The following is a 12587-nucleotide window of genomic DNA, read 5'->3' on the forward strand; positions in this document are numbered from 1 at the left end:
TTTCCGGGTGGCCTACCGTTGAACAATCATGGGGCGACGGGTCACGGTCGGGATGCTGCTTCTGTACGCGGCAGGCGTCATCGCCATCACCATCTTCCCGATCCGCCCGCACCCCGCGTCGTACTGGGCCGACGAGCCGCTCGCCGAGATGTTCCACTGGATCCCGGGCGACGTGGACGCGCCCAGCTTCACGCTCAACGTCATCATGTTCATCCCGTTCGGCATCCTCGTACCGCTGCTCCGGCCGGCCGCCGACCACTACCGCCGGCTCGCCGCGTACGCGGCCACCGCCAGCGCGACGATCGAGCTGGCGCAGCTCGTGCTGGGGCTCACGCTGGGCAGCCGCCGTACGGTCGACGTCAACGACCTGATCGCCAACACCGCGGGGGCGGTGCTGGGGCTGCTCATCCTGCGGCTGGCGGTGCCGTCCGCGGCGCACCGGGCCGCCGCCTGCCCGCCGCCGAGGCCGGACCCGGCCGGGTAGCGCGGGCCGGCCCCGGCGCCCCTAGATCAAGAGGTCCGGCTCGACCTGGTGAATCTTGATCGGCATGCCGTCGGGGGTCTCCACGTGCAGGCGGGTGCCCAGGTCGGGGTCGACGGCCATCCGGACGATCCGGACCTCCCGGTCGCGCAGCAGCCGCTCGAGGCGGTCCAGCGGCATCGTGGCGGAGAAGTTCAGCTCGACGGTGCTCTCCCCGCGGGCCGGGTCCGGCGGGCGGGTGACCAGTCCGATCTGGGCCGTACCGACCTGCATCAGGACCCAGTCGCCGTCTCGTTCGCCGTGGACCAGGTCGCCGCCGAGCTTCTCGTAGAAGGCGACCGCGGCCGGCATGTCGGCGACGTGCACCATCGGCTGCAGCTGCAGGCCCGGCCAGGGTGCGGGGACCTTCGCCACGCCACGGCTCGGTGCCTCGCGCTGCTCGGCGTCGGCGGCCGCGGACGGCTGCGTCGGGACCGCCTGCCGGGCATCTGCTGCCTCCGTTGTTGCTGTCGCCGCCTCTTCCGCCGTCCCCATCTGCGCCGTGGCCGTTGCACTCGTCTCCGTCGCTTCCCGCGTGGAGGTCGCTTCGTACGGCGGGGCCGCTTCGTGCGGCGGGGCCGTTTCCTCTGCCGCGACGGTCGCTTCCTCTGCCGCGACCGTCGCTTCCGTCGCGGCCGGCCCGGTCGCCGGCGTCCGTGCCTCGTCGGCGGGGGCGTCCGCTTGCTGCGCCGGGTCGGTCAGGAACGGGGACGCGATCGGGCGCGGGTCGGTCGCGCTCGGCGGGCGTCGCGGGACCGGAGCCACCGGCGCCGGCGACGTACGCGCCGGGTGCGGGCGCGGCGGGGCGGACTCCCGGCCCCGCGGATCGGCCGTCCTGCCGCCGGCGGCGACCGGTCGTTCCTTGGCCATGACGGGCCTCCTGTCGGGCAACTGTCGGCGCGGCCGGATGCCGTCACCGCAGGGCTCAACGACCCGTACCCGCTCATCGATTCAGCCGGGCGTGCCGACTTCGGGAACCGAGCGTCCGGTGTATCCGGCGAATCGCCAGAAGACCACCGACACCGGGCACGACCGCGAGCAGCCTGGCCCGCCCGTCCCGGGTCTCCCGCAGCGCCGCGCCGACGACGACCAGGTACGCGCACCCGTGCACCGGCCCCACCAGCGAGGCGACCTCGGGTGCGTGCACGGTCGCCAGGTTGGCGAGGAGCAGGAGGAGCGAGGCCAGTTCGATCAGCGCGGCGAGACGTAACGGGCGGGACGGCACGCTCACACCCCCGTCGTGGAGCCGGGACGGATGACCATCAGCACCACGACGGTCGCCCACAGCAGGTTGAACACGCCCGTGACCATGCCCAGGCGGACCGCTGCCCGCTTGCCGGGCCCGCCGAGGGCCGCGGCCTGGGCGGGGAGGATCACGAAGGCGAGGAGCACGCCGGCGACCGCCGTGAGAAGCATCGAGGCGATCAGCCAGGCGTCGGTGAGGACGCCGAGGCTGCTCGCGGTCGCGAGGCCGAACACGGGCACGAGCAGGCCGAGTCCCGCGTACACGCGGCAGATGCGGTGCAGGAGCGTGGGGCCTGTGCCGCCGGGAGTCGCTCTTCTGAGGGCGGCGGGGAACATGCTGGCCGCGACGGTCACCGGGCCGATCGCCACGATGGCCGCGAGGACGTGCAGGGACAGGAGCAGTTTCGTCACGGTAGCCGACGGTAGGGAGCACGGAAAATCGCCGACAGTGGCCGGAATGCCACATGCCAACGGATTTGCGCCACGCGTGCGGCTAGGCTCCGGTGGCATGCACATCGTGGCCGTACTCGCGCTGGACGGCGTCGTCGCCTTCGACCTGTCGACACCGCTCGAGGTGTTCGGCCGCACCCGCCTCGCGGACGGTAGCGCCCCTTATGACGTACGCGTCTGCGCGCCGGACGGTGACGTCGCCGCGGGGGCTTTCGTCGTACGGGCGCCGTACGGTCTCGACGTGTTCGAGGAGGCGGACACGATCATCCTTCCCGGGGTGGCAGACGTTGCTGTGCCCGTACCGGAAAAGGTCCTGAGCGCACTCCGCGCGGCCGCGGCGCGCGGCACCCGGATCGCCTCCATCTGCGCGGGCGCGTTCGTGTTCGCGGCGACCGGGCTGCTCGACGGCCACCGCGCCACCACGCACTGGATCGCCGCTGCCCAGCTGGCCGGGCGATTCCCGGCGGTCGACGTCGACCCCGGCGTCCTCTACGTCGACAACGGCCAGTTCCTCACCTCGGCCGGCGCCGCGGCGGGACTGGACCTGTGCCTGCACATGATCCGCCGCGACCACGGCTCGGCCGTGGCCGCGGACGCCGCCCGGCTCTCCGTGATGCCGCTGGAACGCGAAGGTGGCCAGGCGCAGTTCATGGTTGCCGAGCAGCCACCCGCCCCACGCGGCTCCACGATGGAGCCGCTCCTGCGCTGGCTCGACGACAACTGCGGCCGTGAACTCACGACGGCGCAGATAGCCGCCCATGCCGGAATGAGCACGCGCACGCTCAACCGCCGCTTCCGCGAACAGACCGGCACGACGCCGCTGCAGTGGCTCCACCTGGCCCGCGTCCGCCGCGCGCAGCACCTGCTGGAGACCACGGCGGTCACTGTGGACCGCATCGGCGCCAGGGTCGGGTTCGGGTCGCCCACCGCGTTCCGGGACCGGTTCAAGCGGGTCGTGGGGACGAGCCCGCACGCCTACCGCCACGCGTTCCGCTCGAAGCACCGCACTGTCCCGGCCGTCACGCCACCGGCCGCTCGGCCCGTCGCTCCGACGGTCGCGCCGGCTGTCACGCGGTCGGCCACGGCCGCAGTGGCGTCGAGCATCACCTCGGCCGGGGCGTCGGCGCGCGTCAGTCGTTGAGCTGCGCTCGCTGGATCTCGTCGAGCGTCGCCGTCATCACCTCCGTCATCGGTCGCGGCCCGATCAGGTGCTCGATGAGCAGCGCCGCGTGCAACGCCAGCTCCTCCGGCTTGGGCGGGGGCGAACCGTCGTCCTCCCAGACCCCCAGCGCGCCCGCCAGCAGATACAGCATCGTCTGCGGGTCGACCCGCGGGCACCACGCCGCGGCGGCCCGAACGCTGCCGGCCAGCACCGCCCGCACGTCGTCGGCGTCCAGGCCGTCGGGATGCGCGGCCTCCAGCTGCAGGCGCACCGCCGTGCCGAGGATCAGCCCGGCCTGGGTCTGGTCCTGCACGCTGAGCTCGGCGATCGCCGCGGCCAGGGCCGCCTCGTCATGGGCACGTGCACCCGCCACGGCGGCGGAGGTCGCCGCCGCGATGGGCCGGGCCGGTGCGGGCAGCTGCCGCCACTCGTTCGTCACGACACGAAGCTAGTCCGGGGGTCCGACATTCCTGGGACGGCGCGGCTGAGCGATCGAGCCCGCCCGCGATGGGGCACGCGCGCCGGCCGGGACCACCGCCTCCGGGAAGCGCTCGATGTTGTCCACCACCCACCTGCGCAGCAGTGCCAGCGGCTCGCACGCGTCCCGGCCCAGCGGCGTCAGCGAATACTCCACGTGGAGCGGGACCGCGGGGTACACCGTGCGGTCGATCAGGCCGTGCTCCTCGAGCCGGCGCAGTGTGGCGGTGAGCACTTTCGGGCTCACGCCGTCGAGCTTGGTGCGCAGCGCGCCGAAGCGCCGGGGGCCGTCCTCGAGGGCGCCCAGCGCGAGCGCGCTCCACTTGTTGGCCAGCAGATCCAGCATGTGGCGGCACGGGCAGGAGGCGTCGTAGACGTCGTGCGTACGCCCGCAGGAGGTGGTCGGCATCGGGCCATCGTAGTTCCCTTTGGAAACCAGTGTCCGTTGACGGTAACTGGGGCGTACGGAATAGCGTCCGCGGCATGGCTGAACTCATGCGCGCGGTCGGCTACCGCAAGAACCTGCCGATCTCGGACCCGTCCTCCCTGCTGGATCTCGAGCTGTCGGTGCCCGAACCAGGCGACCACGACCTGGTCGTGCGGGTCCGGGCCGTCTCGGTCAATCCGGTGGATGTGAAGGTACGGGCGAGCAGCGACCCGCGCGGCGAGCCGAAGGTGCTCGGCTACGACGCCGCCGGCATCGTCGAGCGGACCGGGGCCGCCGTCACGCTCTTCAAGCCGGGCGACGAGGTCTGGTACGCGGGCTCCATCGCCCGTCCCGGCACCAATGCGGAGCTGCACCTGGTCGACGAGCGCATCGCCGGACCGAAGCCCGCGTCGCTGGACTTCGCGCAGGCGGCCGCCCTGCCGCTGACCGCGTTGACCGCGTGGGAGGCGCTGTTCGACCGGCTGCGGCTGACCTCGCAGAGCACCGGAACGCTGCTGGTGCTCGGCGCGGCCGGTGGCGTCGGGTCGATCCTGGTCCAGCTCGCCCGCCGGCTCACCGATCTGGAGATCATCGGTACGGCGTCCCGCCCGGAATCCCAGCGCTGGGTCCTGGACCGCGGCGCGCACCGCGTCGTCAACCACCATGATGATCTCGCGGCGGCGCTGCCGGACGGCGTCGACCACGTGTTCACACCGCACTCGGCCGGCATGATCGAGACGTTCGCGACGATCGTGCGGCCGTTCGGCGCCGTGGTCGCGATCGACGAGCCGCCGAACCTGGACCTGCTGCCGCTGAAGTCGAAGAGCATCGCCTGGCACTGGGAGCTCATGTTCACCCGCTCCCTGTACGACCCCACCAGCACCGCCCAGCACGAGATCCTGCGGCAGGTCGCCGAGCTGGTCGACAAGGGCGTCCTGCACACGACCCTGACCCGGCGGATCGACGGCATCACCGCGGCGAACCTGCGGGAGGCGCACGCGGCGGTCGAGGCCGGCGCGACCATCGGCAAGATCGTTCTCGCCGGGTCCTGATTTCTGTCGTACGGGCCTGGCATGGTGGTCGGCATGACGTTGCACGAGGCGATGACGGCACGCATGGAGCGCGGCGAGTTCCCGGGGATCGTCACGCTCGTGGCCCGCGGTGACGACGTGCGGGTCGACGCGATCGGGGTCACGAGCTTCGGGGGCGCCGTGCCGATGCGCCGCGACACGATCTTCCGGATCGCGTCGCTCACCAAGCCGGTGCTGGCGGCCGCGACGATGGCGCTCGTCGAGGACGACGTCATCGACCTGGAGGAGCCGGTCCACAAGCTGCTGCCCGAGCTGGCGGGCCAGCGGGTGCTGGCCCGCATCGACGGCCCGCTGGACGACACCGTCCCACCGCATCGCCCGGTCACCGTGGAGGACCTGCTCACCTTCCGGATGGGACACGGCTTCATCACCGAGCCCACCTTCGACCCGCCGTGGCCGATCGTGGAGGCCGCCCGTGACCTCGAGCTCGTGATGGGGCCGCCGGACCCCCGCACTCCGCACGACCCGGACGAGTGGATCCGCCGCTTCGGCACGCTTCCGCTGATGGCTCAGCCGGGCGAGAAGTGGCAGTACAACACCGGCATGCTCGTGCTCGGCGTGCTCCTCGCCCGCGCTGACGGCAAGCCGCTGGGCGACGTGCTGCGCGAGCGGCTGTTCGACCCGCTGGGCATGCGGGAGACCGGCTTCTGGTTGCCGGCCGACCGGGCGGGTGAGCTGCCGGCCTCGTACATGGGGGATCCGGGCACGGGCGAGATGGTGGAGGCGACCAACACCGGGCCGGAGGTGTGGAGCAGCCCGCCGCGGTTCCCGTCCGGCTCGGCGGGCCTGGTGTCCACGGTGGACGAGTTCTGCACGTTCGCCCGGATGCTGCTCGAGGGCGGGGTCCACGGCGGCACCCGGCTGCTGTCCGAGCAGTCGGTGGAGCTGATGACCACCAACCGGCTGACGCCCGAGCAGGTCGCCTCCGCGGGGCAGCTGCTCGGCGGATCGGGGTGGGGCTTCGGCGTGGGCGTGAGCGTCACGGCCGACGACGTCTCCGCCCCGGGGCGATACGGCTGGTCCGGCGGGTACGGCACCACGTGGTTCAACGATCCGCACGAGCGCCTCATCGCCGTCGCGTTCACCCAGGTCAGCGACTTTCTGTGGAGCGGGGCGCAGAAGGAGTTCTCGAGGCTGGCGTACACAGCGGGACACGGGCGGGGGAGGTGACATGACACATCTCGACGCGGTCACCGCCTGGATCGGGAACTACCGGGCCGCCTGGGAGTCGAACGATCCGGCCGACATCGGCGAGCTGTTCACCGACGACGCGGCGTATTTCACCGAGCCGTATGCGAAGCCCTGGGTCGGGCGGGAGGCGATCGTCGCGGGGTGGCTGGAGCACCGGGACGCACCCGGCACCACCGCGTTCGACTGGCATCCCGTGATCGTCACGGACGACCTGGCGATCGTGGAGGCCACGACGCGGTACGAGGATCCGGCGCGGACCTACAGCAACCTGTGGGTGCTGCGGCTGGACCAGACCGGCCGGGCGCGGCAGTTCACGGAGTGGTGGATGGAGCACCCCGGCTGAGCCGCGGCACCGGGCCGCGGCCGCTCGGCCGCCGATACGCAGGCGAGGCTACGACGTCACCGGCGCGATCAGCCGGGATACTCCGCAGTGGACGGTGTGCACTGACGGGGCCAGCTCCGCCCCGTCCACCGGTTTGCCGTCCGTGCCCAGGTTCCGGGCGAACCGCGGGTGCGCCCCGCCCGACACCTGCAGCCTCAGCCGGTGCCCCGCCCGTACCCGATGGAAGCAGGAGTCCAGCCGCAGCGTGAGCCGCTGCACCGTGCCGGCGGGCACCGACGGGTCCAGCCGGAGCAGCGCGTCGGAGAAGTTGCGGGAGTGGCCCGACGGGTCCACGTCGCAGAGGCGGGCGAAGACGTCCGCGAACGGGTTGTCGACCGAGACGTCGATCTCGAGGGTGGGACTGCCCGCCAGGTCGAGGTCGGCGGTGAGGGCGGGGCTGGTGAAGGTGACGACGTCGCCGCGGGCTTCCAGTTTGCGGTTGTCGCGGACGCCCATGCTGCCCGCCAGGACGCGGCCGCCGACCGAGGGGGTCGGCGTCCGGGGGTCGTAGCGGAAGATCACGGCTCCCGGGGGTGCCGTCTTCGCCGAGGAGAGGGAGCCGTCGGGGGTGAGCGTGAACGTTCGTTGCCGGGTCGCGGGTGGCCAGAGGGGGAGCTCATGCCATTTCTCTTCGCCGGTGCGGTAAACGCTGACCGTGCCGGCCGGTGCCGGGGTCGCGTCGCCGGCCACGTAGTGGTCGAGCCAGGCCAGCGTGACCGGTTCGGTCCGGGTGCTGCCCTTCGTCGCGACCCCGATGTGGGTCCACGGTCCCACCAGGAGCGACACGTCGGCGCCGCGGGCGTGCAGGGTCTCGTACTGGGTGAGGGTCTGGTCGAGGAACAGGTCCTGCCAGCCGCTGATCAGCAGCACCGGCACCGTGACCCGGTCCAGGGCCCGCCCCGCCCGGTACGCGTCCCAGAACGGGTCGGAGTCCTCGGGGTGCGACAGCCACTCCCGATACCAGGGTGCGCGACCCTGCAGCACCGGCTCGGCGGCGTCGGCCAAGGGGAGTCCGTGCAGTCCCGGCCGGACCCGGCGGCGGGCGGTTGCCAGGTGGCGTACCCGGTCGAGACCGCGCCGCTCCTGCCCGGTGATCTGGTGACTCCAGCTGAGGAAGTCGCCCAAAGTGAACGCGCCCGTGCCGAACACCGCGTCGCGGAAGTCGTGCGGGCCGACCGCGATCACCGCCATCTTCAGCTCCGGCGGCGGATCGAGCAGGAGTGTCCACTGAGCCCAGCCGAGGTACGAGGCGCCCAGCGTGGCGAGCCGCCCGTCGAACCATGCGCGGGTCCGCAGCCACGCGACCGTGTCCTGCCCGTCGGTGGTCTCCTGCGCCATGGGGACGAACGTGCCGCCCGAGCCAAAGGTGCCCCGTACGCTCCCGACCAGGACGTGGTAACCCCGGGCCGCGAGCATGCGGCCCTGCAGGAGCGACGCCGGCAGGCCGCGGCCGTACGGCGTACGGATCAGAACCGTTCCCCGCGCCGGGCCCTGCGGCGCGTAATGAGTCGCTCGGAGCTCGACACCGTCGCGCATGGGGATGCGGACGCCGCTCTCCACCGTGTAACGCGTGCGCGGCGGAGGCAGGCGTAGCAGGCGTCCCAGCGGTGAGTTCATCGGGCGCCTCCCAGGGGCCGTCGCAGAAGATCCATTCTGGTGTACCCGGCGCCCAGAGCAAGCAGCCGTCCGTGAACACGCGATCACTTACCGATTTGAGCGGTCTGTGTACTCAACTTCGCGTCCGGGAAAGGATCTCTCTGTGCGGAACGCCGCCGGGCGGGCAGACTGGCTCGCCGTGGAGGCGCAGCAGCGGATGCTCGGTGGCCGCTACACCCTGCTGGACGTCCTCGGGCGCGGAGGAATGGCGGTGGTGTGGCGCGCCCGCGACGAGGTTCTCGGCCGGCTGGTCGCCGTCAAACTGCTGGCCGGACGGTACGCCGGGGACGCGCAGTCCCGGGCCCGCATCCGGGACGAGGCGAGAGCCGCCGCGGCGCTGTCCCACCCCCACATCGCGCAGATCTACGACTACGGCGAGGCCTTCGACGGCGGGCGGCTCACCCCGTACGTGGTCATGGAGCTCGTCCACGGCATCACCCTGCAGCAGCGGGTGCGGGACGGCCGGCTGGAGCCGCGGGAGATCTGCACCATCGGCGGGCAGGTGGCGGCCGCGCTCGCGGCCGCCCACGCTGACGGCCTGGTGCACCGGGACGTGAAGCCGGGCAACGTCATGGTCACGCCGGACGGCGCGAAGGTCGTCGACTTCGGGCTGGCCGCGACCGCCGGGCCGGTCGAGCCGGACGACGAGCTGCTGGGCACTCCGGCGTACCTCGCGCCGGAACGGGTGATCGGCGGGCCGGTCGAGCCGGCCTCCGACGTGTACGCGCTCGGCGTGCTGCTCTACCGCCTGCTGACCGGCGAGTCGCCGTGGACGACCGACAGCACCACCCAGATGCTCACCGCCCACGTGTACGTCGAACCGGCCCCGCTGCCGCAGCTCACCGGGGTGCCGCCGGCCGTCACCGACCTGGTCAGCCGCTGTCTGCGCAAGGAGCCCGCCGAGCGGCCCAGCGCGGCGGAGGCAGCGCAGGTCCTCGCCTCGGGCCGGGAGCCGTCGCAGCCACGCGCGGCCCGCCTCCGGACGGTGCTGCTGGTGGGTGGTGTGGCGGTGGCCGTAGCGCTCGCCGCGCACGCCTGGCTGGTGCTCCCGACCGATACGCCGCGGAACCCGGGCATGCCCGCAGTCGTGCTGCCGTCGGCCGCCCCTGCCAGGCCGCGACCGTCCCTCAAGCCCGTCGGCGGACGGCCGGCACCGTCCGTACCCGCACTCGCCACCACCGCGACCACGACGCCGCCGCCGAAGAAGTGGAGAGCAGCGCCTCCTCCCAAGCCCCATCCGGAGCCGCCACCGAAGGGCCGGGCGTTCACCTCGGCCGGTGGCAGCGTCACGGCGCGGTGCACCGACGGCCATCGGGCGGAGCTCACGTCGTGGAAGGCGACCGAGCCGTACGAGGTCCAGCGGGTGAACGCCGGGCCCGCGCTCGCGGCGGCGGTGGTCTTCGGTCACGCCGCGAGCCGGATCCGCATGACGGTGACCTGCGTCGCCGGGGCGCCGACGCTGGTCACCCGGCCCGTCTGACCCCGGCCTGTCAGACCTCGGGGTCCTCGCCGGTGGCCGGCGGCACCTCGTTCGGGTCGTACGGCTCGAGCCCCGCCGCGACGCGCTCGGCCTCGGTACGGCGCGCCAGCTCGTCGTCGTCGAGGTGGACGGGCGCGCCGCCGTGGAAGCGCCGGTCCCTCTCGCCCTCGGCCGCCTCGGTCTGGAACTGCTCGTCGGTAGCCATGCTGCCTCCCGATCTGACGATGATGTGTCGCCTTTCGCTTACCCGCTCCGGCGCGCCGCACGCCTGTCGCCGAACTGCTCAGGAGGGAACCGGAGCGGCCGATATTGGGGGCCACAGTCAGCACGGGGGAGGCACGCATGGACGCCTATCTCGATGTCGCGTACCGGTGGACGAGCAACCTCGTCGGCCCGCAGTCGGTGATCCCGTGGTGGGCGTGGATCGCGGCGCTCGGCATGATCTTCTGGGGCCTGCTCGCCCCCGGGATCGCCGCCTGGCGTGAACCCGACCGCCACCCCGGCCGCGACCGCCGCTGACCCTCGGGCCGGGCCGTCAGTCCGGGTCCTCTTCGCCGGCCAGGTCGGTCAGTGCGGCGGCGAACGCCGTGAGGTCCGCGCACATCCGCCGCTCGGCCTCGGGGGTCAGGGCGGCCAGCATCGTCTCCTCGACCACGCTGACTGCCTCGTTCGCGGCGGCCAGCTTCGCCAGCCCGGCGGGGGACAGCTCGGTGGGCAGCGCCTTGCCGTGGCGCGGAACCGGTGAGCGGGTCAGCAGCTCGCGGCGCTCCAGCCCTTTCAGCACCAGGTTCATGGACTGGCGGCTGACGAACATCGCGCGGGCCAGCTCCGAGCCGGACAGGCCCGGCTGCTGGCGCAGCAGCTCGAGGCAGGCGTACTGCGAGACGGTCAGGTCCAGCGGGCGCAGCGCCTTGTCCATCGCCGCCCGCAGCGAGCTGGCCGCCTTCTTCAGCACGTATCCGACCTGCTCATCGACGGGCCGGAAAGCTGGCTCTTGACTCATGTCAACATGATGACACAGAATGGGCGTGTCAACATGCTGACATGAGGAGGAAGCCATGACCGTCACCGGACCCGACTTCATCGCCCTGCAGGTACGCGACCTCGAGAAGGCGGCCGCCTTCTACGAGACACAACTCGGGCTCGAGCGCGCACCGGTGGCCCCGCCGCACGCGGTCGTCTTCGCCACCGGGACCGTCGCCTTCGCCGTACGCGAACCGCTGCCCGGAGTGGACCTCGACGCCGTGACCCCGCACCCGGGCGCCGGTGTCGTGCTGTGGATGGGCGCCGACGACGCGCAGGCGGTCCACGACAAGCTGCAGGCGAACGGGGTCCCGATCGCGGTGCCGCCGTTCGACGGACCCTTCGGTCGGACCTTCACCTTCACCGACCCCGACGGGTACGCCGTCACCATCCACGACCGCACCTGAGCACTCCCGCCGTCCACGGTCGGGTCCGCCAACCGGGCCCTGGCCGGGGGTCGCCGGCCGGGTCTTGGCTGGGGTCGCCGGCCGGGTCTTGGCTGGGGTCGCCGGCCGGGTCTTGGCTGGGGTCGCCGGCCGGGTCTTGGCTGGGGTCGCCGGCCGGGGACGGCGCTGAGGCTGCCGGCCGGGGACGGCGCTGAGGCTGCCGGCCGGGGCCAGGCGAGGGTCTGTGTGCCGAGCACCCTGAGCAGGGCGAGCTTGCCGGCCGCCTCGCTGCCGGGCTCGGCCGTGTACGCCACGAGCCGCAGATCGTCCGCACCCGGCACGGTCAGCACGTCGCAGTCGAGTTCCAGCTCGCCCACCGACGGGTGCACGACGGTCTTCCGCTCGGAGGCGTGCCGGCCCACGACGCCGGAGTCCCACAGCTCGGCGAATAGTCCGCTACGCGCCCGCAGCTGCGCCACGAGGGCGCGCAGCTCACCGTCGGCCGGATGGTCGGCGGCCGCTTTCCGCAGATCGGCGACCAGCGCGGTACCGAACCGCGCCAACTGCTCCGTGCCCTGCCGCACCCTGCTCGTACCGACCGACCCCTCCTCGATCGCGAAGGACTTCGTGATGGTCGCCTACAGCTCGGCGAAGGCGGCTCTCAACATGGTCACCGTGCAGTACGCGAAGGCCTTCCCGGGATGCGCATCAACTGTGTCGACCCCGGATTCACGAGCACCGACTTCAACGGCCATCGCGGGGGGCAGACGGTGGAGGACGGCGCGGAGGCGATCGTCCGGATGGCGGCGGTGGCGCCCGACGGCCCACCGGCGGCTTCTTCGACCGCAACGGCCCGGTCCCCTGGTGAACGACCGGCCGCAACGGCACGGTGTCCTGGTGACGACCGGCCGCAACGGCGGGCGCGCCGGGCACGGAAAAGGCCGCTGACCGAATTTCTCCTGGTCAGCGGCCTCGACGTCACGGTCGCCCTGGGTGCCCCCGGCAGGATTCGAACCTGCGCTTTCGCCTCCGGAGGGCGACGCTCTATCCCCTGAGCTACGGGGGCTCAGCGGGTGAAACTCTAGCAGGCCGCCCGG

16 protein-coding genes, 1 tRNA gene and 1 pseudogene are annotated in these 12587 nt (G+C 72.6%); 8 read left to right on the forward strand and 10 right to left on the reverse strand.

The window, feature by feature from the left end; translation table 11 throughout:
• Window positions 1–28 precede the first annotated feature (28 nt).
• A complete protein-coding gene (locus COUCH_RS06925) occupies window positions 29–484 on the forward strand; it encodes a VanZ family protein (protein ID WP_249611263.1) in 456 nt (151 codons plus the stop codon).
• A gap of 21 nt (window positions 485–505) precedes the next feature.
• Here the strand turns inward: COUCH_RS06925 and COUCH_RS06930 are convergent, their stop codons facing one another.
• The 3 genes from COUCH_RS06930 to COUCH_RS06940 form a co-directional block, all read right to left on the reverse strand.
• Window positions 506–1390 carry a VOC family protein gene (locus tag COUCH_RS06930; RefSeq protein ID WP_249611264.1) on the reverse strand — a complete coding sequence of 295 codons (885 nt, stop codon included), beginning with the start codon at window positions 1388–1390 and terminating at the stop codon, window positions 506–508.
• Between the two features lie 73 nt (window positions 1391–1463).
• Complete coding sequence (locus COUCH_RS06935) at window positions 1464–1745, reverse strand: DUF3817 domain-containing protein (RefSeq protein WP_249613600.1); 282 nt, start codon at window positions 1743–1745, stop codon at window positions 1464–1466.
• Between the two features lie 2 nt (window positions 1746–1747).
• A complete protein-coding gene (locus COUCH_RS06940) occupies window positions 1748–2176 on the reverse strand; it encodes a hypothetical protein (protein WP_249611265.1) in 429 nt (142 codons plus the stop codon).
• Between the two features lie 97 nt (window positions 2177–2273).
• Between COUCH_RS06940 and COUCH_RS06945 the strand changes: the two genes are divergently transcribed.
• A complete protein-coding gene (locus COUCH_RS06945; protein ID WP_249611266.1) occupies window positions 2274–3356 on the forward strand; it encodes a GlxA family transcriptional regulator in 1083 nt (360 codons plus the stop codon).
• On the opposite strand, the gene COUCH_RS06950 is transcribed toward COUCH_RS06945, so the two are convergent.
• Both COUCH_RS06950 and COUCH_RS06955 read right to left on the reverse strand, forming a co-directional pair.
• Window positions 3346–3816, reverse strand: a complete 471-nt coding sequence (locus COUCH_RS06950; protein ID WP_249611267.1) for a hypothetical protein — start codon at window positions 3814–3816, stop codon at window positions 3346–3348. The two genes, COUCH_RS06945 and COUCH_RS06950, sit on opposite strands and share 11 nt — an antisense overlap.
• 9 nt (window positions 3817–3825) lie before the next feature.
• Entirely contained in the window at window positions 3826–4263 is a 438-nt protein-coding gene (locus tag COUCH_RS06955; protein WP_249611268.1) for a winged helix-turn-helix transcriptional regulator, read from the reverse strand.
• 74 nt (window positions 4264–4337) lie between these two features.
• Between COUCH_RS06955 and COUCH_RS06960 the strand changes: the two genes are divergently transcribed.
• Genes COUCH_RS06960 through COUCH_RS06970 form a run of 3 tightly spaced genes read left to right on the forward strand, consistent with a single transcriptional unit; the run spans window position 4338 to window position 6906 of the window.
• Window positions 4338–5333 (forward strand): zinc-binding alcohol dehydrogenase family protein, encoded by a 996-nt coding sequence (locus COUCH_RS06960; protein ID WP_249611269.1) that lies wholly within the window; start codon window positions 4338–4340, stop codon window positions 5331–5333.
• Window positions 5334–5366: 33 nt separating this feature from the next.
• Window positions 5367–6542 carry a serine hydrolase domain-containing protein gene (locus tag COUCH_RS06965; protein ID WP_249611270.1) on the forward strand — a complete coding sequence of 392 codons (1176 nt, stop codon included), beginning with the start codon at window positions 5367–5369 and terminating at the stop codon, window positions 6540–6542.
• Window position 6543: 1 nt separating this feature from the next.
• Window positions 6544–6906 carry a nuclear transport factor 2 family protein gene (locus COUCH_RS06970; protein ID WP_249611271.1) on the forward strand — a complete coding sequence of 121 codons (363 nt, stop codon included), beginning with the start codon at window positions 6544–6546 and terminating at the stop codon, window positions 6904–6906.
• A gap of 48 nt (window positions 6907–6954) precedes the next feature.
• Here COUCH_RS06970 and COUCH_RS06975 read toward each other — a convergent pair whose 3' ends face one another.
• Entirely contained in the window at window positions 6955–8562 is a 1608-nt protein-coding gene (locus COUCH_RS06975; RefSeq protein ID WP_249611272.1) for a CocE/NonD family hydrolase, read from the reverse strand.
• A gap of 142 nt (window positions 8563–8704) precedes the next feature.
• On the opposite strand from COUCH_RS06975, the gene COUCH_RS06980 reads away from it, so the two are divergent.
• A complete protein-coding gene (locus COUCH_RS06980; protein ID WP_249611273.1) occupies window positions 8705–10081 on the forward strand; it encodes a serine/threonine-protein kinase in 1377 nt (458 codons plus the stop codon).
• Window positions 10082–10091: 10 nt separating this feature from the next.
• Here COUCH_RS06980 and COUCH_RS06985 read toward each other — a convergent pair whose 3' ends face one another.
• Window positions 10092–10286 carry a hypothetical protein gene (locus COUCH_RS06985; protein ID WP_249611274.1) on the reverse strand — a complete coding sequence of 65 codons (195 nt, stop codon included), beginning with the start codon at window positions 10284–10286 and terminating at the stop codon, window positions 10092–10094.
• Window positions 10287–10423: 137 nt separating this feature from the next.
• On the opposite strand from COUCH_RS06985, the gene COUCH_RS06990 reads away from it, so the two are divergent.
• Entirely contained in the window at window positions 10424–10600 is a 177-nt protein-coding gene (locus COUCH_RS06990; RefSeq protein WP_249611275.1) for a hypothetical protein, read from the forward strand.
• Window positions 10601–10616: 16 nt separating this feature from the next.
• Here the strand turns inward: COUCH_RS06990 and COUCH_RS06995 are convergent, their stop codons facing one another.
• Entirely contained in the window at window positions 10617–11084 is a 468-nt protein-coding gene (locus COUCH_RS06995) for a MarR family winged helix-turn-helix transcriptional regulator (protein ID WP_249611276.1), read from the reverse strand.
• A 55-nt stretch (window positions 11085–11139) separates the two neighbouring features.
• Between COUCH_RS06995 and COUCH_RS07000 the strand changes: the two genes are divergently transcribed.
• A complete protein-coding gene (locus COUCH_RS07000; RefSeq protein WP_249611277.1) occupies window positions 11140–11511 on the forward strand; it encodes a VOC family protein in 372 nt (123 codons plus the stop codon).
• 251 nt (window positions 11512–11762) lie between these two features.
• Here the strand turns inward: COUCH_RS07000 and COUCH_RS07005 are convergent.
• Both COUCH_RS07005 and COUCH_RS07010 read right to left on the reverse strand, forming a co-directional pair.
• Window positions 11763–12074, reverse strand: a pseudogene (locus COUCH_RS07005) (transcriptional regulator); the annotation flags it as partial.
• Between the two features lie 410 nt (window positions 12075–12484).
• Window positions 12485–12556, reverse strand: a tRNA-Arg gene (locus COUCH_RS07010).
• Window positions 12557–12587: the final 31 nt, after the last annotated feature.

The sequence above is a fragment of the Couchioplanes caeruleus genome (assembly GCF_023499255.1).
In the GTDB taxonomy this organism is placed as follows: domain Bacteria; phylum Actinomycetota; class Actinomycetes; order Mycobacteriales; family Micromonosporaceae; genus Actinoplanes; species Actinoplanes caeruleus_A.